This window comes from Saccharibacillus alkalitolerans (genome assembly GCF_011090185.1).
Taxonomy (GTDB): domain Bacteria; phylum Bacillota; class Bacilli; order Paenibacillales; family Paenibacillaceae; genus Saccharibacillus; species Saccharibacillus alkalitolerans.
The window spans coordinates 774,874-794,828 of the sequence record NZ_JAAFGS010000001.1 but is presented as its reverse complement, the minus strand read 5'-3'; the positions used below and the strand labels follow the sequence as shown (position 1 = coordinate 794,828).

Sequence of the window (19,955 nt, the reverse complement as noted above, 5' to 3'; positions counted from 1 at the left end):
CTTTCCGCTTTTCGCATAAAATCGCCGCTTGTCTGTACACGAATCCTTTTCCATTGTACAGGCAAGCGCGATTTATACCAAAATCCGGCGGCTCAGAATATTCGCGCCGCTTCGAGCAGCACCCTTTTATGCGCGCTCGGCGAACATTCGCGCCAGGGATCGGACGGCAGCAGATGCAGTCGTCCCGATCGCACGGCCGGCAGTTCGGCCCACTCGGGAGACCGGCGCACCGCTTCCCAGCCCGGCAGCGTCTCTCCTTCCTGGCAGACAAGCAGCAGAATGCGGTCCGCCCGATCCGCTTCGAGCGCCGCAAGGCTGAGCGCTTGTTCTTCCCCGTCCTTCGCCGGCGGACCGATCAACCGAATGCCCAGATCGTCCCGCAGCACGCCGGCTGCCGAAGAAGCGGCGGCCGAATAAAAATCGCCGCTCCGGAAGCGGAGCAGCAGCGTCCGCTCGTCCGGATGCCGGCTGCCGATCGACGCCCCTATGGTCGCTGCGGCCTCCGCGTAAGATTCGAGCCAGCGTTCGGCTTCCTCCCGTTCGCCGAGCGCCGCGGCCGTTTCGCGCAGCGCCGTTCGCCAATCCGCTTCCGGGCGGATATAGAAGACATCGGCAATCCGCTCGAGGCGTTCTTTTTCTTCGGCGGACACGTCGGCGCCGCAGACGATGCGCTCGGGCCGACTCTGTTCCAACCGGTCCAGATTGCCTTGGCGATCCGCATCCAGCTTGTAACCGTTCAGATGCACCGGAATATCGGCGGCATACCGGTTGTAATAGTAAGAAGTCCATTTGAGATGCAGCGGAGCCGCATAGGGAACGATGCCCAGCGCCAGCAGATAACCGGCGGACGACGCGCAGTAGGCCGCGATACGGCGCGAACGGCTTTTGATATAGGCGCTCGGAGCAACGCCGGTCTCCTGCTTGAACCGGCGGCTGAAGTAAAACTCGTCGCCGTACCCGACCTGCTGCGCCACTTCTCGCAGCTTCAGCCCCGAATTCGCCATCAGCCGCTTCGCGCGGCGAATCCGCAGGTCCGTCATATATTCGACGACGCTTTTGCCGTAACGCTTCTTGAACTGGTCCGCGTAATAGCTGCGGCTCAGTCCGGCCATTCCCGCAAGCCGGTCTATCTTCAAAGGCTCGCGATAATGTTCGTCGATAAACGACTTCGTTCTCTGCATGAGCCGATGCGAATCGTAAACGGGCGAAGCGGAAACGGCCGCCCACTCGCCGACCAACTCAAGGAACTCCGCTCTTGCCTTCAAGCGCTCCGCGCTCGCCGAGTTTTTCCATCGACGCCAAATCGATTCGCAAAGCGCCTCCAGCCTTCCGCCCGGCAAATAGATTTCGTCGGCTTCTCCGCCGCTCATCGCCGTTTCCTCGGACACCGCGCGCAGGCGTCCCGGCTCGTCCTGCTCTTCGCGAAAAATATCGAACGAGATCAGAAAAGCGCCGAATCCCCGCTCTCCGCCCGCTTCGATTCCGAATGTCCGCTTCGGCGCAACCAAGCGCAGTCCTCCGGAACGGAGAACGGCTTCTCCCGATTCGTCAGAGATCGTCCCTTCTCCCTCGACCGCCGCGATCCAAATATAAGAAGAGGCATGACGATGCGGCATCCCTTTATGCATGCCGCATTCGACCCGCTCGATTCCGTTCAGCCGAAAAATCAGGTCTTCCTGCGGCATCCGGCTGTGGGGTCGCTTCTGAGGACTTTCGAGTTCCCGCACCATCCTTGTCGCTCCTTCCTTCTACTGCTGTCGCTTTCCCGCTAAATGATAATCATTCTCACTGTACGTTATTCTTACTTTACCTTCTGCCGACTCGGGAGTCAATGCCCGAAGCGTACCCGCCGATAAATCGTCCATGTTCCTTGCGAATATCGTCCATGTTATCCGAAGGACCGGAACGCTATACTCGGGTAGACGGACGACCTGCCGGATATGCGGATCGCGGAGCGAACCGCATGCCTGCGCGCCGCCCCATCATCGCCGAAGGAGGCCGATCCATGCATTCCGAAGTTGTTTTGCCGTACGCCGGTTCCGAAGCCGCCGACGAAAAGACTGCCGTTATCGAACTGCGCGGCGCCCGGCAGTTTGCCATGCATTCCGCGGAAGGCCGGGAATACCGAATTTTGATGTCCGTTCCCGAATGCGAAGCGCCTGCCCGCGGCTATCCGGTTATCTATATGCTTGACGGGCATGCCGTGTTCAACACCGTTCTGGATGCCGAACGCGCCCAATCGCGGCGTTCCGACAAAACGGGTGTCTGCCCGAGCGTCATCGTGGGCATCGGATATCCGAGCCGACTCCCGTTTTCTCCGGAACGCCAGTACGACTACACCCTGCCCGTTCCCGCCGGGAACCTGCCGGCTTCCCCCGATGGCCGGCCGCGGCCGGAACACGGAGGCGCGGACGCCTTCCTGCGTTTTATCGAAGAAGCGCTGAAACCCCGAATCGAACGCGAACTGCCGATCGATCGCGGCCGACAGACGCTGTTCGGGCATTCTTTGGGAGGCTTGTTTGCGCTGCATGTCCTGTTTACCCGGCCGGATGCTTTCCGCTGTTATATCGCGGGCAGCCCTTCGCTGCATTGGGCCCAGCCTTTAATTCGGGAAGAAGAAGCCTTGTTCGCCCGCCGCCTTCGCGAGGAGAAGCTCGAACTGAATCTGCTTATCGCCCTGGGGGAGCTGGAAGGCGGCGCACCTTTTCATTCTGCGCAAAACGCGCGCGCTCTGCATGAGCGGCTCGAAGAACTGAGGGAATTCGGCTTGAACGCAAAGTTCCGCGTGTTCGAAGAAGAAAACCACGGCTCGACGCTGCCCGCTCTCGTCAGCCCGATGCTGCGAACGGCGGCGCTTTGAACGAGGGCCCGCGAATCCGAACGGAGACCAAGACCGAGTCTTCGCTTCGCGCCGAAAAACCTCCCGCCGATCAGGCGGGAGGTTTTTCGGCGCCGTTGGCCGCAAGTCTTCAAGGGAGGCAGGCGAAAACGGCCAATTGGGCTCGCTATGCCCGAGAAGGACCATCCCTCCTCGTATTCGTTCTCTCTTCTACGGCTGCACCTCGATACTCCCTCCGCTCAAGATCTTCACCCCGTCTTCGCGATAAGCGTGCAGGTCGCGCATCAGCTGAAACAGCGCCTTGTCCTTATGCTTCGCCTCCAGCATAACGTCGAGATGCGAAGACGTTTTGGCCGCTTCGCGCAGGAAATCGAGCAGCGGACCGGCCTCTACGCCGTCCGCGTGGCTGCGCCGGTCGGTTTCGCTTTTCGGGCTTGACGCATGCACCTTGGGCGGCAGATGCTTCCCTTCCGGCACGTCGGTCCGGGCCAGCGGCGATTCCCAGGTGCGCGCCACTTCGGGCCACCAATCCGATGCGGGCTCTCCGCCGCTGTTGACCCAGTGATGGTGAATATCGAGCACCATCGGCAGCCCCGTTCGCCGCGCCACCTCCAACGTTTCTCCGGTCGTAAACGTTTTGTCGTCGTTTTCCAGCGTAATCCGGCGTTGAATATCCGGATCGAGCTGCGCGAAATGCTCCACGAAACGATCGGCGGCCGCAGGCTTGTCTCCGTAAGCGCCGCCGATATGAATATTGTTTTTCGCCCGCGCGTCGAGACCCATCGCTTCCAGCATGCGCACATGGTACCGCAGGTCGCGAACGGAGCCGATCAGCACTTCGGGCCGCGGCGTGCTGAGCACGGTGAAGTGATCGGGATGGAACGACACCCGGAGCTTATGCTTGCGCACGTAGTCCCCGATCTCCGCGAAAGGCTCGGCCAGCGCGGCGAACGGGTCCCAATCCCCCAGGTCGGCATGGGTGGCCAGCGGAATCAGTTTGGAGGAAAACCGGTACATTTCGATGCCTTCCGCGACGTTGTGACGCAGCAGCCGCAGCGTATTGTGCAGATTGACCGCGGCGATGCGCTCCAACTCCCGCAGTCCGGCCTCGCGGTCGGGCAGCTTGGCGAAGCGGGCCATCGTCATCGTTTTCGAAGGCGAAGAATCTTTGATCTCAAGCGACATGGCGACATATCCGAAACGAACGATCATCAGCAGCTTCCTTTCCGGCGATTCGATTCGCGATCCCCGTCCGGGACCGCCATCTCCATTCAGACGCATACTAACAACATACCGCAAAGCGCCCGCAGGTAATCATTCCCCTGCCGCTTCACCGCCCGTGCCGAGATTGTCACCTAAAAAAGCCTCGCCGGGAACGGGTCCGTTCCTCGGCAAGGCTTCATTCGTTTTCGACGCATGCTCTTCTTCCCTTACTTCTCGAGCGTAAGCTCCAACTGCACGTTGATTTCGTTTTCGGTGCTGATCACGACCGAATGCGGATTCTCGAGACCGAAGTCTTCGAACGTGACGGTCGTCGTTCCCGACTGCAGCAGCTTGCCGTCCCGGTAAGAAACTTTGGCGTCGAACGTGACCGGCTTTTCGATTCCTTTGACCGTCAGCGTGCCGTCCATCTTAAAGTCGTAGACCTCTCCTTCCTTCCACTCCTTCGGCAGACCCTCGAACGACTTCGCCGTAAACGTCGCCTGCGGATGCTGTCCCATCTGGAAGTAATCGTCGCTCTTGATATGCTCGTCGCGCTGCGCGTTGCCGGAATCGATCGCGTCGATCTCGATTGCGCCGCTGCCGCTCATCTGCGCCGCGTCGTCCACGTTGACCTCCCACTTTCCGCTGACCTGATCGTCCACGAAGTTGACCGTCTCCTGCGAAGTCGTGACGGAGAAATACACTTTGGAGCCGGAAGCGATATTCCAAGTTCCGTTGAGCTCGTCCGCAGCCGCGACCGCTCCCGATTCCGCCGCTTCCGCCGTGCCGCCCGAGGCGGAGTTCGTATTTGCCGCCGCCTGCGTCGGCAGCACGCTTTCGATCTCCACTTTGTTGCCCATATAATCGCTCATCCACGCATAAGCTCCCGCTCCGCCGACCACCACGACCGCAGCCGCGGCGATGATCCAATTCCTCGCTTTTTTGTTCATGATTTTCTCCTCCTGCAATCTGTTTTTCGGTATCATAACAGCTCAATGTGTCGGGAACATGTCAAAGGGGCCTTTTTGAAAATTTGCCGCACGATCCGCAAAATAAGCCGCGAAAAGCCTTGCCCTGCGCGTTTTTGTTTGTAAAATAAGAGCCATGGAACGAAGAAGCAGAGAAAAAACGTACGGGATCGAAACGGTACGGATCGAAAGGAAGAAACGGGCATGACGACCATTTTGATTGTCGAAGACGAAGAAGCCATTGCACGGGTGCTCGCCGCCTATTTGAAAAAAGCGGGTTTCGAAGTCGAAAGGGCCGCCGACGGACTCCGGGCCATGGAACGGTTCGAAGAAACGCAGCCGGCGCTTGTTCTGCTGGACATCATGCTGCCGGGCATCGACGGCTGGGAGCTGCTGGCGGAAATCCGCAGGCGCGGTTCGTGTCCGGTCATCATGCTCACGGCGCTGGGCGATATCGATTACCGGTTGAACGGATTGAACGGCGGCGCGGACGATTATATGACCAAGCCTTTCGTGCCCGAGGAAGTGGTGGCAAGGGTCAACGCGGTGCTGCGCAGGCAGCCCGCCTACGGCGCCGGGGATACCCGCAGACGCTTCGGCGCGCTGGTGATCGACAGCAGCGCGCAGCGGGTATCGCTCAACGGCGCCGAAGTTCCGCTGACGCCGCGGGATTTGTCGCTGCTCATGTTCCTTTCGGATCATCCCAACCAAATGTTCTCGCGCGAGCAGCTGATCGAGCATGTCTGGGGGATGGATTACGAAGGCAGCGACCGGGCGGTCGACCTATCGATCAAGAGACTGCGGCAGGCTCTCTCGCATTGGCCGCCGCAAAACGGCGAGATTCGCACTTTACGGAGAACGGGGTATCAATTTTGGATCGCGGAAAAAACCTATTGAAAAAGACGCCTGAACGGCGCCCGGACGGAAGAACGCGCAAGCGCAGGGCGACTTCCATCCTGACCTACTGGACGCTGCGCTATTTCCTGATTTTGCTCGCGGCGCTTGCCGTTATCGTCGCTGTCGCGCTGTACGGCATCCGCGAGACGGCTATGGAGAACCGTTCGCGGACGGCGGCCATGCTCGGGCAGGAAGTCGCGGACCGCGTCAAGACGGCCGACGGCTCCCTCGCGATTCCGGCGGACCTGGACCGGATCCTGGACGAGCGCATGGGCTTGTTCAACATGAATCTCGACGTCTGTCTCCTGGTCGCCGATCCGCAGGGCAATGCTTTGTTCACCCGTCCCCGGATGACCGACGAACAGGTCCGTCAGAAGCTGGACCCCCGCCCTCGCTCGGGCGAACCCGAATACCAGCTGATCAAGACCCCCGTCATGGGCGAAGGAAAAGAAATCGGCGGCGTGTATATCAGCCAATTCCGCAAAACGCCGGCTTACGGCTCGGGCGAGCTGTTGATGTTCGTCTCCGTCTTCGGAGTGCTCGCCCTGGCCGGCTGGTTAACCATTTATCTGCTGTCGCGCAAGCTCTCCCGCCCGATCCGCCGGGTAGCGGAGAGCGCCAGACAGATCCGCAACGGCCGATACGATGTCGATCTGGATATCCGGACGGGCGAGCGCGAGCTGGGCGAATTGGTCGACTCGTTCCGCGGCATGGCCGGGCGCCTGCATCAGCTCGAAGAATGGCGCGAACTTTCGCTGGCCGGCGTTACCCACGAATTGAAGACGCCCGTCACCTCCATCAAAGGACTGGTTATGGCCGTACGGGACGACGTCGTAACGGGAGAAGAAGCCAAAGAATTTCTCGACATCGCCCTGCAGGAGTCGAACCGGATGGAACGAATGGTCGCCGATCTGCTCGACTATAACGCGTTTTCTTCGGGCAACGTTGCCGTACGCCGGGATCGGCTGGATCTCAAACTGCTCGTGTCGGAGATCGTCTATCAATGGAAGCTGCCGCACGAATGCGATTCCATCGAGATCGACTATGCTTTTCCGGACGAGATGATCTATACGACGGGCGACGCGCTGCGCATTCAGCAAATCGTCGTCAACCTGCTTAACAACGGACTGCAGGCCGCGCATCCGGATCGTCCGCTGCGTCTGCATATCGCTATCCGCGAAGCGGAAGGCCGAATCGGGGTCGAAATTACCGATAACGGCGCCGGCATCCGGGAGCAGGACCGCGACTATATTTTCGACCGTTTTTTTCGCAGCGAAGAGAAAAAGCGCCGGGCTCGCGGATTGGGACTCGGCCTCACCTACAGTCGGCTGCTGGCCCGCGCCCAGGGCGGCGAACTCCGGCTCCGCTCCAGCGGTCCTTCGGGAACGACGTTTTCGCTCGAACTGCCGCGTTGATCGCGATGCAGCGGATGAGCAAGCACCGCGAACTTCCGTTCAGCGTTCCCCGTCAATACGAAAAGCGCAAAAGCCGCTGTCTGCCGAAGAGGCAGACAGCGGCTTTTCTGGTCTTAAAGTCCCTAACTCCACACACTTCCGAAAAACCAGTCGTTCTTTTCGATAAAAAAGAGGCCTTTCTACGTCTTTTTCTTGAAAGCAGAAAGTTAGTAGGTCTTGCGAACCTGATGTTCCCGTAGTATTATAGGACCACAAACCTCCAACGAATTCGACAGGAAGCGGTGATCCTTATGAGTCTTTTGGTCGACTACTGCCCGAAATGCGGGACGATTTTCCAGAAAAACCTTCGAAATCTGTGCGCTTCCTGCAGCAGTCAAACGGATCGCAGCCTTAACCTGTGCTTGGATCGCTTATGGACGCGTCCGAAGAGCACGACCCAAGAACTTTCCGACGCTACCGGCGTATCGATATCCGAGCTGCATGCGTTCATCAAATCGGGGCGTCTGCCTTCCTCTTATCCGAATCTGACTTATCCCTGCGAATCCTGCGGCCACGAAACGCGAAGCGGCCGTCTCTGCTCTTCCTGCATCGGCGTATTCCGCGAAGCGGGCAAAGCGCAGCCCGACTCCAAAGCTCCGGTACGCCAGATCATCGTCAAGTCGACGACCAAAGTAATGTATACGTCGCGCCAGCGTTAAAAGCCCTTCGGGGCTTTTTTTTATGCCGTCCTTTCCGATCGGATTCGAACGAGCTGTCCCTATAAAAAAAAGGATCGTTCCGCCGAAAAGGCAAAACGATCCCTCCGTCCGAACCTCGCCCGGCGATCAGCGCTTCGCGCGCAAAATCCCCAGACTGCCGCCGGGCGCAAACAGCCGCTCGATCCGCTTCGTCACGTCGGGATCCTGCACGAGCGGCGGCGCTTGATGAGGCTTGACGCGCGCATCGATGATCACGTTGTCGCAGCCCCAATGCTTGTGCTCATACGAAGCGTTGATCCCGTGAATATCGTGCGACGGATTGCTCCGCGTAAAGGCCGCCCACAAGAAGTTGTCGAACGAAGCGCCCATAAAGTCCGTATCGTCGCACAGAACGATGACCGGGCAGTCTTCCAGCGGCCCTCGGGCGGCGATGCTCTCGGCCAGCCGGCGAATTTCGGCTTCGGCCGATTCGTAACCCCGGAAAGCCGGCCCCTGAAGCAGCGCGACGCCCGGCATCGACATCGCCGCGCGGCCGAAACCGCCCGGCAGTTCCGACAAAGCCGTCGGCACGCCGGGAGACAGCTTCCGAACCGCTTTGCCGACGGCGGCGAAGATTACTTTGCTTCCGCTGTTCAGCCCCGTACCGGAGTAATCGAGCGTATCGATCGTCGTGTTGGTCTGAAAATGCAGATCGCGGCGCAGATCGATCCGCTCCAATATATGCGCGAATAACCCTTGAATATCGTGCGCGTCGACGGGTCCGTCGTCTTCGGCCGTAATGAACAGATATTTCGCCAAGCTGAGCTGCCCCGTTCCGAGAATTCGATTGGCGATGGTCAGTATTTCGGCCGGACGCTTTACCGCCTGATAAGGCGTGTAGCGTTCGCTGCCTACGGCCAGGAGCAGCGGATGGACGCCCGCAGCATCGACGGCGTGCACTTCTTTGACGCCCGGTATCTCCTGCTTGACCGCGCCTCCGGTCAGTTCGTGAATCAACGCTCCGAACGCGGTATCTTCCTGCGGAGGGCGACCGACGACCGTAAACGGGAAGACGGCGTCTTTTTTCGCGTAGACTTTATGCACCCGCATCACCGGGAACTCGTGGACAAGGCTGTAATAGCCGAGGTGGTCGCCGAACGGACCTTCCGGCTTCGTCTCTTCCGGATAAATTTCGCCCGTAATGACAAAGTCGGCATCATGGCTGACGCAGAAGCCGTCCACGTAGCTGTAACGAAAATGGCGTCCCGAGAGCAGGCCCGCGAAAGTAAGCTCGCTCAATCCTTCCGGCAGCGGCATGACCGCCGACAGCGTATGTGCCGGCGGCCCTCCGATAAAGCAGCTGACTTTCAACGGCTGTCCTCGCTTGGCGGCTTTCGCTTGATGGACGCCGATCCCGCGATGGATCTGATAGTGCACGCCGATCTCCCGGTCCTTTTCGTATTCGTTGCCGCTCAACTGAATCCGGTACATCCCCAGATTCGCGTTCATGATGCCCGGCTTGTCGGGGTCTTCGCTGTACACCTGGGGGAGCGTGACGAAGGCGCCGCCGTCGTCGGGCCAGCTCTTGATCATCGGCAGGTCGGAAATGCGGATTTCTTCGAAGTCCGCGGGCAGTCCTTTTTTCTTGATCGGCAGCGCCTTGCGCGCGGAGAGCCCCGTCCCCGCGTAACGCAAAGGCTGCTTTAACGCCTTCATCGGCTCGTTGCGCAGGCCGATGACTTCCTGTGTCGATTCCCACGTCTCCCGGAACATATATTTGCTGCGTTCGATCGTGCCGAACAGATTCGATACGGCGCCGTATTTCGATCCTTTTACCTTTTCAAAATACAAAGCGGGCCCGCCCGCCCGGAACGTTCTCAGATGAACGGCCGCCATCTCCAGATCCGGATCGACTTCCTCCGTGATCCGGATCAGGTGTCCGGCATTTTCCAAATCGGCGATGCATTCCTTCATGCTGCGGTATGTCATGGATATAGGCTCCTATTCCGATTGTGATTATTCTCTCATTTTACCTTACGTCGGCGCGCCGCGCCAATATGAATACCGTTCGAGCGCGGTCTTCTTCCCGGCGACGCCGAGCAGCCCGACGCGTTTCGGACAGCCTTTTATAAAGCCTCCCTGCCCGAAGCACCATTTTTTTCGAAGCTGCTTATTTTGGTATCAAGAATTCGAAAAAAAATGTAGAATAATGTTATACATCTTCAATAATAGGGCTTTGTGCCGATAAGAAAAGATGTACAGAACTATTTGGAGAGGCAGGAGAGAAAAAAACATGACTCAGCCGTACAGCATTCAAACGAATCAGGCAGCAAAAAAAGTCGATATGAAAGTCAGCGGCACATTCACTCCCCAAGATTATCAAAATTTCGTGCGCGATTACGCCAAAATGGCATCTTCGATCGACGCCAAGACGTTTACCCTTGAAGTGGACTGCCGCGATATGGATCTGCTCGGAACCGATGAAGTCGAAAAATTGAAGGGTTCGTTTACGAGCTATAAAGAAACCGGCTTTCAAAAAGTCGTTTTCATCATCAGCCCCGCTCAAACGATCATCAAAATGCAGCTTGGACGCGTAGCTCGCGAGTCCGGACTGAGCAATCACGAAATCATGACGAAGTAAATCCGAACGATGCCCGCCGCGAGACTCCCGTCTTTCCAATTCGGGGCAAAGTCTCGCGGCGTTTAAATTGCGGCAGTACCGAGCCCTGAGATCTTCTCGCGATTATTTAGAGATAAAAGGAGAAAAATGTATGAGCCGTGTTCGCATTGAAGCTGTTGATATTTATCATCCCCGAAACGCTGTCGATAACGCCTTTTATTTTGACCATTTCGACCGCAGAGACAACGATATCCGCCGTTTTATGGAGCATATGGGCCGTAAATCCCGTTACGTGATCGACAGCGATGAGGAAAACGGGCTTACGATGGGGATCGAGGCGGCTAAAAAGGTGCTGAACAAAGCGGGCCTGCAGGGATCGGACATCGATATGGTCGTTTTTTCGACGCAGATCCCCGAAACGACTTTCCCGGTCAATGCGCTTTACGTTCATGCAGCCATCGGCGCGAAGTCCGATGCGATGGTGCTGGACTCCAACGCCAACTGCGCGGGGATGGTGGTCGCCGTCGACCATGCCAGCCGGTATATGCTGTCCAGCCCGCGCATCCGCCGCGCCCTTATTGTCGGATCCGACTATAATACGCTGGTCAGCGATCCGGAGAGCGCCGTCACTTATGCCAATTACGGCGACGCCGCGGCAGCCGTTATTTTGGAACGCACCGAGGAAGACGGCGGCTTTATCGACTCCGTCTACCATACCGATCCCGTCAACCGGGACTTCATCCGTTATCCGGCGGAAGGGCTCGCCAAAACGGTCAAGCACGGGTCCGATGCCAAAGGCATCCTCTGGCTGCCGTTCGAAGCGCATGCGGCCATGCCTCCGACGTTCGCGATGTTCGAAGAACTGCTCGAGCGTCACGGCTTGAAACCGCAGGATGTGAACAGCTACTGCCTGTCGCAGTTCTCGCTCGAAAACGTGCTGAAAATTCAGCGGCAGTTCGGCTTGAACGACGAGCAGATGGTGTACGTCGGCGACCGTTTCGGTTATACGGGCACGAGCAGCCCCTTTATCGCGCTGCATGAAGCCGTCGAAAGCGGGCGAGTTAACCGGGGCGATTACGTGCTGTTCTGGTCGATCGGGTCGGGGTTCCAGCTTGTGGCGATGCTGTTCAAGTATTAAGGGAATTTCGGGCGAATCCGTTCCGGTCGCGGCTTCGACGGGAAAGCCTGATTGGATGACGGCCGGAAGCCGCATCGAAGAGCCGGAACATAAAAAAACCGGGCTTTGCATTTGCATGCGAAGCCCGGTTTTTTGCCATGCCGTCTATTTGAACGTTTCTTTGCGGGAAACGGGACGAGAATCAGCGTCCGCCCATGAACGAAGAGATATCCACGTTCAGGCCCTGAGCCAGGCGCATGCCGTATTCGCGGTCGGCGCGAACAAAGTTGCAGATGGCGCGAAGCTTGATATCTTCGCTCACGCCGCTCAGATCGTTCACGATATTGGCGATCAGGCTGTCGCGCTGCTCCGCCGTATACGAACGGTATTGAGCGCCCGCCTGAGCGAAATCGTCGGTTTTTTCGATCTTTTGACGCGTGACGCGGCCTTCGAGCGGCGCCTCGGAATCGCGGTAAGCAGGATCTTCGGCCGGGCTTTCTTCATAGCCGTTCGGCTCGTAGTTTACTTTGGGCAGGTCGGTGCGCATGTTCATCGCGCCGTCCTGTTGATGATTGCGAACCGGAGCGTACGGGCAGTTGACCGGCAGCTGCAGATAGTTCGCGCCGAGGCGGTAGCGCTGCGTATCCGGGTACGAGAACAGCCGACCCTGCAGCAGCTTGTCTTCCGACGGTTCGATGCCGGGAACCAGCGCGCTCGGCGAGAAAGCGGACTGCTCGACTTCGGCAAAGAAGTTCTGCGGATTGCGGTTAAGCGTCATCGTGCCGACCGTATGGAACGGGAAACGCTCCTCCGGCCATACCTTGGTCGGGTCGAGCGGGTCGAATTCGTAATCGTCGATATTTTCCGGGTGAATGAACTGAACTTTAAGCGTCCATTCCGGGAAATTCCCTTCCTCGATCCGATCGAACAAATCACGCGTCGCATGGCTGAAATCTTCCCCTTGAACTTGGCGTGCTTCATCGGGAGTCAGCGTGCGTACGCCCTGCTTCGACTCCCATTTATATTTGACGTATACGACTTTTCCTTCCGCGTTTACCCACTTGAAGGCGTGTACGCTGAATCCGTCCATTTCGCGGTAATTCGCCGGCGTGCCGTGGTCCGAGAACAGCCAGGTCATCATATGCGTCGATTCCGTCATTCGCGTCATGAAATCCCAATAGCGGCTCGGCTCTTGACGGTTGGACTGCGGATCGGGCTTGAGCGAATGAACCATATCGGGGAACTTGATCGCGTCGCGGATAAAGAACACCGGAAGGTGGTTGCCCACGATATCGTAGTTCCCTTCCTGCGTATAGAATTTCACCGCAAAGCCGCGCGGATCGCGCGCCGTTTCCGGCGATCCCGTGCCGTGAATGACGGTCGAGAAGCGGACGAATACCGGCGTTTCGAGTCCGGCTTCCTGCAGGAACGCGGCACGGGTGTAGTCCGACATGCTGTGCTCGGTTTTGAATACGCCGTGCGCCCCGGCTCCGCGCGCATGCACGACGCGTTCCGGAATGCGCTCGCGGTCGAAGCGGGCAAGCTTTTCGAGCAAATGGTAATCTTCCAACAGCACGGGGCCTCTGCGGCCGGCCGTTCTGGAATTTTGATTGTCGCCTACAGGCGCTCCCTGGTTCGTGGTCAGTCTCGAATCGTTCATATAAGGATCTTCCTTTCCCGGTTGAAGGTGAATTCATTTTAGAATTGGTTTTAGACCATTTCTAAATTTATAATTGAATTCTACCATCCGCCGAGCAGTCGATCATGAGCGGCGCATAAGCGTTTGATGAAGATAAAATGAAGGAGCGAATCAAAAAAAAATGCGGCTTCGCTCTATTGTCAATCCGCCAGCCGATAGCCGACGCCGCGCACCGTGGCGACATACATGGGCTGTCCCGGGCTGTCGCCCAACTTTTTTCGCAAGCTTTTGACATGAACGTCCACCACGTTGCTGCCTCCGAAATACTGCGTGCCCCAGATCCGGTTCAGCATCTCTTCGCGCGTGCGTACCGCTCCTTGCCCTTCGACGAGCTGCTGCAGCAGTTCATACTCCGTCTTGGTCAGGTCGATGCGGAAGCCTCCGCGGTAGACCGTCATCCGGCGAAGATCGATACGCAGGTCTTTGAAGATCAACTGGTCCCTTGCGGCATCCTCCGCCGCCGAGGAGTCGGCATTCAGCCTGCGTGCCGCTCCGCCGCGCAGAATCCGGCGGACATGATGCAGGCCTTCCTGCGGGCGCGCCGGCCAAACGAGCAGCTCTTCATGCCCGCCGATCGAGCTCCCGCCGTTCAGCATGCGCTCGTCTACGAGGAAAAGAGTCGGTACCGCCGCATGCACCGGATGCAGATTTTCCCGGAAGGCGCCGACCGGGTCCGCATCCTGCGAGCCGCTCACGTCGAAGATCAGCAGGTCCGCCTGCAGCGCGCCGGCCTCCGAATGCTCCCAGCGGTGAAACACCAGCACGTCGAAGCAGGCTTCCATCAGCGTTCGCATCAACTCGTGCATGCGGCCCGGAAACGGGCTGACCATCACGATTCTCTTCGTCATTTCGCATACTTCCGGCATGGGAGCCCGAAATTCCATCATGGTCATCTCTTCCGCTTGCTTCTGCATTCCGCGCACACTCCTTCCAATACGACATGGGCCTCGTGCACCTCGTATTCGGTCTCTTCGGCCACCCGAGTCATCCATTCTTCCGGTACCGGCGTCATGACTTCGTCCACGCGGCCGCACACTTCGCATACGATATGCTGATGGTCGTCCGTGCGCGCGTCGTATCGGCTGGCCGTTTCTCCAAGTTTCAGCTCGCGAATCAGTTCTTTGTCCGCCAGGTAGCGAAGCGAATTATATACGGTGCCGTAAGCAAAACTGTGGCCCCGTTCGACCAGACGGTTCATCACTTCCGCGGCCGTCGGATGATCCTCGGATTGTCGTACCACATCGTATACCGCCTGACGCTGGGTCGTTAAATTGATCGTTTTCATTGGGCATTCCTCTTTTATGGTTGATTTTCATTCTCATAGATTTCAATTTAGAATAAGTATAAATCTATTTCGCAAAGGAATCAAGATGGCTGTCCAAAATTGTTCAACTTCCTCCTATGATGCCGACCGGTCTGCTTGCATGCAAAAACGGCCGTCCCGAAGGACGGCCGTCAACAGCGGACTTAACGGACGTAATGCTGTACGCCCCGCCGCTTTTCACTTGAATAACGTGGAAACCTCTTACCGTTCGCCGGCTTGTGATGCTTAACCGGCACTCTTGCCAAACCGAACGATCCCGCTTTAAGGAAACGACTCTCATGGATGAATCGTCTCTTCACTTCTTGCTTGTATGATATGCCGCACGACCGCCAGATCGTATCGGCTCTATGGCGAAACCGTCTCGTCAAAATTCATGAGCTGTCACTCTACGGTGAAAGGCTTCGTTACCTGAAATCTAAAACAACGAAAGCCCTGCCTCTCTTCCATCCTTGCGGCTCCGATGACCGCGCCAGTGTGATTCGGATCTTCAAAGCATATATGCTGCATCTGCATAATAGTAGTTATTCAAGTGTCCACATAACGTATATTATAGCTCGATTTCCTGATAAAGTCAAACAAGGCGAAAGCCCTATTCGATTTCCCCTTTTGTTCGCCGATAACAGGGGTAGGCTTATGTCCCGACAGACGCCGGGTCGGGCAGCCGGAAAGGAGGAATCCGATATGGATATTGCGGCACTTTCCATGGTAATGAGCCAGACGGCCGTTGCCCAGCAGGCTTCGATGCAGGTGATGAATATCTCGATGGATCAAGCCAAGCAGCAGGGGGATCAGATGGCGAAAATGCTTGAAACCAGCGTTGCGCCTCACCTCGGAGGCTCGATCGACCTTCGCGCGTAATCGGCGCGGCCCGAAGACCCGAACGCGGCAGTGACGCGTTCGGGTCTTTTTCGTGATGCCTGCTTTCATGCTATACTTGTCGTATTCGAATTTACCGGGGGGAGTTTTATTGCGGAACTTACATATGAACCATTCAAGCCGTCGCGTCGTCTTTTTGGCTCCGCCTTTTTTTCCTGTCATTTAATAATGAAGTGGAGGTTTTTGGACTGAACGAAAAACAAATCCAAGACATCGAACTCCTGCAGCGCGTATGCGAGCAGGCGGACGGACTTTTTCTCAAACTGAATTTCGATATGCTCAAAATGGACAGCCGCAAAGAAAATATGGACTTCTTCCGTTACGAGAACGGACAATTGGTCGGCTTCCTTGCGCTTTACGGCTTCGGCGGACAGTTCGAGGTCTGCGGAATGGTCCACCCGGCTTTTCGCAGACGAGGCATCTTTACCGGCTTGTGGCAGGAAGCTCTTGATTCCGGGCAGTTGGACGGGGCGGATTCCGTTCTGCTGAACGCGCCGCACTCTTCGGCCTCCGCCGCCGGCTGGCTGAAGACAATCCCCTGCCGGTTCGGCCATGCCGAACATGAGATGAAGTGGACGAACGATCCGGATTCCGCAGCGACGAAGCAAGCAGACGAATCGAATTCCGCTCCGAACGTTTCCGTATCCTATCGCCCTTACGAGCCCAAAGACCGCGACCTTGTCGTTCGTCTGTACGCCGACGGATTCGACATGAGCGAAACGGATACCGAGTCGATGCTCGAAGAAGAAAGCGGCAGCGGCAATCGGCGGCGAAGCATGGTCGTGCACCTCGGGCAGACCGTCGGCACGTTCGTCATGGACTACGACACGCCGGAACAAAGCTGGGTATTCGCCTTCGTTATCGACCGGAGTCATCGGGGCCAAGGAATCGGCCGCAATCTGCTGTCGCAGATCATACGCAGGGAGAACGGGCTTGGCCGTACCCCTTATATCAGCGTGGAAACGCGAAACGAGCATGCGCTGGGCCTCTATGAAAGCTGCGGCTTTCGTTCTTACGCGGTACAGGATTACTACGAGTTTCTGCGATAGTCCGGCTCCGCGCGGTATTCCTCTATGCATGCCCAAGAAATCCTGCCTTGTGCCAAGAAAGCCCCGAGGGATCGCGAACACGATCCTCGGGGCTTTTTTTGTTTCTTGCGGGCTGCGATTGAGGGCTTGCGCGGCTCAAGCTTCAGCACAGCAAAAATCCAGCCGCGGCTTCCGTCTCCGGCCGACACTGTCCGCATGTGCAGGAGCGTTCCTGGGATTCTTCCTCCATACCGGCGTACGCCAACCTTAAGTAATCGATCGACTGCTCGTAAGACACTCCGTTCAGCGAAAGCTCGATGCGCTCTCCGCGCAGAACCTGATAGACTTCGATTTTGGCGGGATCGGCTCCGAATGCCTGCCGGCAGAACACCCGCGCCGCATGCCGATACCCTTCCAGCACCCGGGAATCGCGTTCGACGACGAATTTTTGCAGATGCAGTCCCGCTTCTCCCTTTCCCTGCCACGCTACCTGAAAGATCATCGACATATCGATTTCCAGCTCCGGAACCCGGGTTTCGAATCGTTCGTACAGCATAACGGGCCGCTCCCCTTCGTAACCGTTGGAAACGAAGAAAGACTGCAAATGGCGAGCGCTCGAATCTTTCAGCTCCCAGTAGCTTTTTTCCGACTCGAAATCGGCCATGCGGCGCGGCCAGCGGTAATCGACCAGTTCTCCGGCATCCGCGTGTCCGCGCAGTTCCGGTTCCGCCGAATAGTACCGATTCACCGCATGCCCGACCGCGTACTGCACCCGCTGCGCCCAGTCATATTGTCCGCCCGCGGAAAGGCTGGGCGCGCGGCGGACCGGTTGGGGCCGGCGGGACGAAGACAACCAGCGCTCGAGCTTGTAATCGTGCAGCAGCCCGGTTTCTTCGCTTCCTCCCGCCGATGCCGCCTCCTTCTCCGCTCTCACCGCGCTCATACGGCAACCGTGCCGCCGACGAAATTCCTGCCGAACGAAAGGCAGGCCTCGCGCTCGTCGCCGGACGGATTGAGTTCCAGCTTCAGCGGCTCCAGCACCATCTCCGCGCCGCGCTCCGCCAATTTCTCCTGCAGCAGATCGACCGCCTTGGCAAACTGCTCGTATACCGTGTCTCCGCTGCCGAATACCGCCGCCTTTTTCCCTGTCAAATCCAATTCGTCCAGTTCGTCGTAAAAGTCCAGGAACTCGTCCGGCAGTTCGCCGTCTCCCCACGTATAAGCTCCCAGAATGATTCCGTCGTAATCGAGCAGAATGTCCGCGTTGCAGTCTTCGGCCATTTTGACGGTCACTTCTCCTCCCGCGTCCGCGATCCCGCTGGCGATCAGCTCCGACATTTCTTCCGTATTGCCGGTCATGCTCGCATATATCATGATGAGTTTGCTCATGAGTCTTCCCTCCGAAATTTGTTGTCAAGTATGTACCGTTTAATCTTGTCGGCATCCCGATATGCAACATCATAAATGATAATGATTATCAATGTCAAATGATTTTGAATTTCTGGATTTTTAGCCCCTGCTCGGGTACAATAATACTCTGGGAATGATGCGTTTCCAGGCGGAACGGGAACGATTCGGACAGGGAAGATGCATCCGCAGACAAGCTTCGCAAGTTCAGATGCAACAATGACAAAATAAGGGTGGTTTAAACGCAATGTACATGGCTCAAAATTGGAAAGACTACGAATTGATCGATACGGGCGCCGGCGACAAGCTCGAACGCTGGGGCGACGTCGTGCTGCGGCGTCCGGACCCGCAAATTATTTGGCCGATCGCGGACGAGAGCGGACCGTGGCGCGAAACCGCCGGTCATTATCACCGCAGCTCGTCGGGCGGAGGAAGCTGGACGTGGAAGAAGCAGCTGCCGGAACGCTGGACGATCTCTTATGAAGACAAACTGAAATTTTACATCAAACCGACGAGCTTCAAGCATACGGGACTCTTCCCCGAGCAGGCGGCCAACTGGAGCTGGATGATGGACAAAATTCAAAATGCCGGGCGCCCGATCCAGGTGCTGAACCTCTTCGCTTACACGGGCGGCGCGACGGTCGCTTCGGCGTATGCAGGCGCCAGCGTCGTGCACGTCGACGCGGCAAAAGGCATGGTGCAGTGGGCCAAGGAAAATATTCAGCTCTCCGGCCTGAGCGATCGCCCCGTGCGTTTCATCACGGACGACGTCTTCAAATTCGTGCAGCGCGAACAGCGCCGGGGCAATAAATACGACGCGATCATCATGGACCCTCCTTCCTACGGGCGCGGTCCGAACGGCGAGACGTGGAAGTTGGAATCGAGCCTGTATCCGTTCCTGGAGTCATGCATGCAGATTCTGTCGGATAACCCGCTGTTCCTGCTGATCAATTCGTATACGACCGGCATTTCCCCGACCGTGCTCTCCAATATGCTGGAGATGACGATGAAGCCGCGCTACGGAGGCAAAATCAGCGCCGGCGAGATCGGCCTGCCGATCACGCGCTCGGAACTTACGCTGCCGTGCGGCATCCTCGGCCGCTGGGAGTCGAACTGATGAACGGCTTGTCCGGCATCCCGGTGCTCCTGGAGGATAACCATCTGCTGGGCGTCGTCAAGCCGGTCAACGTGCCGGTGCAGGAAGACGCCAGCGGAGATCCCGACATGCTGACGCTGCTGAAAAACGATCTGAAAATCCGGCATGACAAGCCCGGCAACGTGTTTTTGGGGCTGGTTCACCGCTTGGATCGTCCCGTCGGCGGGGCCATGATCTTCGCCAAGACGTCGAAGGCGGCTTCCCGCTTGTCCGATGCGGTACGTACGCATTCGATCCGCAAAACGTACGTCGCGGTGACCAACGGCGTTCCGCGGGAACGCGAAGGACGTCTGATCCACTTTTTGCTGAAAAACGAACGAACCAATACGGTGACCGCTGTGCGCAAGGGCACGCCGGGCGCGAAGGAAGCGATCTTGGATTACCAGGTGCTTGCCGACGACGGCAAACGCGCGCTTGTGCGCGTCGAGCTGCATACGGGACGCTCGCATCAGATCCGCGTGCAGATGAGCAGTATCGGCTGTCCGCTGTATGGCGACCAGAAATACGGCGCGTCGCAGACCAAGCCGGGCGAGCAGATCGCGCTGTGGTCGGTGCGTCTGCGCTTTCCGCATCCGGTGAGCAAGGAATCGACGCTGCTGGTATCGCTGCCGCCGGATACGGCTCCGTGGAGCCAGTGGCCGGACAATGTGTACCGCTTGCTTCGCGATGAGCTGGAGCACGGCGAATAAGCAAAGTCTCCTCCAACTCAAACACCAGAAAGACGATGAG

19 protein-coding genes are annotated in these 19,955 nt (G+C 57.7%); 10 read left to right on the top strand and 9 right to left on the bottom strand.

Features of this window, described 5'->3' with window-relative positions; genetic code table 11:
- Positions 1-92 precede the first annotated feature (92 nt).
- On the bottom strand, positions 93-1,730 hold the full coding sequence (locus GYN08_RS03380; RefSeq protein WP_166272472.1) for an AraC family transcriptional regulator: 1,638 nt from the start codon (positions 1,728-1,730) through the stop codon (positions 93-95).
- A 275-nt stretch (positions 1,731-2,005) separates the two neighbouring features.
- Here GYN08_RS03380 and GYN08_RS03375 point away from each other — a divergent pair, with 275 nt between their 5' ends.
- The gene (locus GYN08_RS03375; protein ID WP_166272470.1) at positions 2,006-2,860 is read left to right on the top strand and encodes an alpha/beta hydrolase; all 855 of its coding nucleotides are present in this window, start codon (positions 2,006-2,008) and stop codon (positions 2,858-2,860) included.
- Between the two features lie 189 nt (positions 2,861-3,049).
- Here GYN08_RS03375 and uvsE read toward each other — a convergent pair whose 3' ends face one another.
- Positions 3,050-4,051: a UV DNA damage repair endonuclease UvsE gene (uvsE, locus tag GYN08_RS03370; RefSeq protein ID WP_166272468.1), complete on the bottom strand. Its 1,002-nt coding sequence runs from the start codon at positions 4,049-4,051 to the stop codon at positions 3,050-3,052.
- A gap of 218 nt (positions 4,052-4,269) precedes the next feature.
- Positions 4,270-4,992, bottom strand: a complete 723-nt coding sequence (locus GYN08_RS03365; protein ID WP_166272466.1) for a YceI family protein — start codon at positions 4,990-4,992, stop codon at positions 4,270-4,272.
- Between the two features lie 222 nt (positions 4,993-5,214).
- Between GYN08_RS03365 and GYN08_RS03360 the strand changes: the two genes are divergently transcribed.
- The 3 genes from GYN08_RS03360 (at position 5,215) to GYN08_RS03350 (ending at position 8,020) form a co-directional block, all read left to right on the top strand.
- A complete protein-coding gene (locus GYN08_RS03360; protein ID WP_166272464.1) occupies positions 5,215-5,907 on the top strand; it encodes a response regulator transcription factor in 693 nt (230 codons plus the stop codon).
- A complete protein-coding gene (locus tag GYN08_RS03355; protein WP_235945730.1) occupies positions 5,904-7,322 on the top strand; it encodes a sensor histidine kinase in 1,419 nt (472 codons plus the stop codon). The genes GYN08_RS03360 and GYN08_RS03355 overlap by 4 nt, the downstream gene beginning before the upstream one ends.
- 290 nt (positions 7,323-7,612) lie before the next feature.
- Positions 7,613-8,020, top strand: coding sequence for a hypothetical protein (locus GYN08_RS03350; RefSeq protein ID WP_166272460.1), 408 nt, complete (start codon positions 7,613-7,615; stop codon positions 8,018-8,020).
- Between the two features lie 126 nt (positions 8,021-8,146).
- On the opposite strand, the gene GYN08_RS03345 is transcribed toward GYN08_RS03350, so the two are convergent.
- Positions 8,147-9,988, bottom strand: a complete 1,842-nt coding sequence (locus GYN08_RS03345; protein ID WP_166272458.1) for a UbiD family decarboxylase — start codon at positions 9,986-9,988, stop codon at positions 8,147-8,149.
- A 304-nt stretch (positions 9,989-10,292) separates the two neighbouring features.
- On the opposite strand from GYN08_RS03345, the gene GYN08_RS03340 reads away from it, so the two are divergent.
- On the top strand, positions 10,293-10,640 hold the full coding sequence (locus GYN08_RS03340) for a hypothetical protein (protein ID WP_166272456.1): 348 nt from the start codon (positions 10,293-10,295) through the stop codon (positions 10,638-10,640).
- Positions 10,641-10,770: 130 nt separating this feature from the next.
- Positions 10,771-11,757 (top strand): ketoacyl-ACP synthase III, encoded by a 987-nt coding sequence (locus GYN08_RS03335; protein ID WP_166272454.1) that lies wholly within the window; start codon positions 10,771-10,773, stop codon positions 11,755-11,757.
- Between the two features lie 181 nt (positions 11,758-11,938).
- Here GYN08_RS03335 and GYN08_RS03330 read toward each other — a convergent pair whose 3' ends face one another.
- The 3 genes from GYN08_RS03330 to GYN08_RS03320 all read right to left on the bottom strand — a co-directional run bounded on the left by GYN08_RS03330 (position 11,939) and on the right by GYN08_RS03320 (position 14,720).
- Positions 11,939-13,396, bottom strand: coding sequence for a catalase (locus tag GYN08_RS03330; protein ID WP_166272452.1), 1,458 nt, complete (start codon positions 13,394-13,396; stop codon positions 11,939-11,941).
- 179 nt (positions 13,397-13,575) lie between these two features.
- Entirely contained in the window at positions 13,576-14,349 is a 774-nt protein-coding gene (locus tag GYN08_RS03325) for a winged helix family transcriptional regulator (RefSeq protein ID WP_166272450.1), read from the bottom strand.
- Positions 14,325-14,720: a Fur family transcriptional regulator gene (locus GYN08_RS03320; RefSeq protein WP_166272448.1), complete on the bottom strand. Its 396-nt coding sequence runs from the start codon at positions 14,718-14,720 to the stop codon at positions 14,325-14,327. The genes GYN08_RS03325 and GYN08_RS03320 overlap by 25 nt, the downstream gene beginning before the upstream one ends.
- A gap of 720 nt (positions 14,721-15,440) precedes the next feature.
- Here GYN08_RS03320 and GYN08_RS03315 point away from each other — a divergent pair.
- Entirely contained in the window at positions 15,441-15,617 is a 177-nt protein-coding gene (locus GYN08_RS03315) for a YjfB family protein (protein ID WP_166272446.1), read from the top strand.
- Between the two features lie 191 nt (positions 15,618-15,808).
- The gene (locus tag GYN08_RS24030; RefSeq protein ID WP_166272444.1) at positions 15,809-16,684 is read left to right on the top strand and encodes a GNAT family N-acetyltransferase; all 876 of its coding nucleotides are present in this window, start codon (positions 15,809-15,811) and stop codon (positions 16,682-16,684) included.
- 142 nt (positions 16,685-16,826) lie between these two features.
- On the opposite strand, the gene GYN08_RS03305 is transcribed toward GYN08_RS24030, so the two are convergent.
- Positions 16,827-17,606 carry a hypothetical protein gene (locus GYN08_RS03305; protein WP_166272442.1) on the bottom strand — a complete coding sequence of 260 codons (780 nt, stop codon included), beginning with the start codon at positions 17,604-17,606 and terminating at the stop codon, positions 16,827-16,829.
- On the bottom strand, positions 17,603-18,052 hold the full coding sequence (locus GYN08_RS03300; protein WP_166272440.1) for a flavodoxin: 450 nt from the start codon (positions 18,050-18,052) through the stop codon (positions 17,603-17,605). The genes GYN08_RS03305 and GYN08_RS03300 overlap by 4 nt, the downstream gene beginning before the upstream one ends.
- A gap of 265 nt (positions 18,053-18,317) precedes the next feature.
- Here GYN08_RS03300 and GYN08_RS03295 point away from each other — a divergent pair, with 265 nt between their 5' ends.
- Both GYN08_RS03295 and GYN08_RS03290 read left to right on the top strand, forming a co-directional pair.
- Positions 18,318-19,187 carry a class I SAM-dependent methyltransferase gene (locus GYN08_RS03295; RefSeq protein ID WP_166272438.1) on the top strand — a complete coding sequence of 290 codons (870 nt, stop codon included), beginning with the start codon at positions 18,318-18,320 and terminating at the stop codon, positions 19,185-19,187.
- Positions 19,187-19,915, top strand: coding sequence for an RluA family pseudouridine synthase (locus GYN08_RS03290; protein WP_166272436.1), 729 nt, complete (start codon positions 19,187-19,189; stop codon positions 19,913-19,915). The genes GYN08_RS03295 and GYN08_RS03290 overlap by 1 nt, the downstream gene beginning before the upstream one ends.
- Positions 19,916-19,955 lie beyond the last annotated feature (40 nt).

Excerpts from the sequence above, each read along its gene's own strand:
- GYN08_RS03380 (WP_166272472.1), bottom strand. The coding sequence starts at position 1,730 with ATGGTGCGGGAACTCGAAAGTCCTCAGAAGCGACCCCACAGCCGGATG.
- GYN08_RS03375 (WP_166272470.1), top strand. The coding sequence starts at position 2,006 with ATGCATTCCGAAGTTGTTTTGCCGTACGCCGGTTCCGAAGCCGCCGAC.
- uvsE (WP_166272468.1), bottom strand. The coding sequence starts at position 4,051 with ATGATCGTTCGTTTCGGATATGTCGCCATGTCGCTTGAGATCAAAGAT.
- GYN08_RS03365 (WP_166272466.1), bottom strand. The coding sequence starts at position 4,992 with ATGAACAAAAAAGCGAGGAATTGGATCATCGCCGCGGCTGCGGTCGTG.
- GYN08_RS03360 (WP_166272464.1), top strand. The coding sequence starts at position 5,215 with ATGACGACCATTTTGATTGTCGAAGACGAAGAAGCCATTGCACGGGTG.
- GYN08_RS03350 (WP_166272460.1), top strand. The coding sequence starts at position 7,613 with ATGAGTCTTTTGGTCGACTACTGCCCGAAATGCGGGACGATTTTCCAG.
- GYN08_RS03345 (WP_166272458.1), bottom strand. The coding sequence starts at position 9,988 with ATGACATACCGCAGCATGAAGGAATGCATCGCCGATTTGGAAAATGCC.
- GYN08_RS03340 (WP_166272456.1), top strand. The coding sequence starts at position 10,293 with ATGACTCAGCCGTACAGCATTCAAACGAATCAGGCAGCAAAAAAAGTC.
- GYN08_RS03335 (WP_166272454.1), top strand. The coding sequence starts at position 10,771 with ATGAGCCGTGTTCGCATTGAAGCTGTTGATATTTATCATCCCCGAAAC.
- GYN08_RS03330 (WP_166272452.1), bottom strand. The coding sequence starts at position 13,396 with ATGAACGATTCGAGACTGACCACGAACCAGGGAGCGCCTGTAGGCGAC.
- GYN08_RS03325 (WP_166272450.1), bottom strand. The coding sequence starts at position 14,349 with ATGCAGAAGCAAGCGGAAGAGATGACCATGATGGAATTTCGGGCTCCC.
- GYN08_RS03320 (WP_166272448.1), bottom strand. The coding sequence starts at position 14,720 with ATGAAAACGATCAATTTAACGACCCAGCGTCAGGCGGTATACGATGTG.
- GYN08_RS03315 (WP_166272446.1), top strand. The coding sequence starts at position 15,441 with ATGGATATTGCGGCACTTTCCATGGTAATGAGCCAGACGGCCGTTGCC.
- GYN08_RS03305 (WP_166272442.1), bottom strand. The coding sequence starts at position 17,606 with ATGAGCGCGGTGAGAGCGGAGAAGGAGGCGGCATCGGCGGGAGGAAGC.
- GYN08_RS03300 (WP_166272440.1), bottom strand. The coding sequence starts at position 18,052 with ATGAGCAAACTCATCATGATATATGCGAGCATGACCGGCAATACGGAA.
- GYN08_RS03295 (WP_166272438.1), top strand. The coding sequence starts at position 18,318 with ATGTACATGGCTCAAAATTGGAAAGACTACGAATTGATCGATACGGGC.
- GYN08_RS03290 (WP_166272436.1), top strand. The coding sequence starts at position 19,187 with ATGAACGGCTTGTCCGGCATCCCGGTGCTCCTGGAGGATAACCATCTG.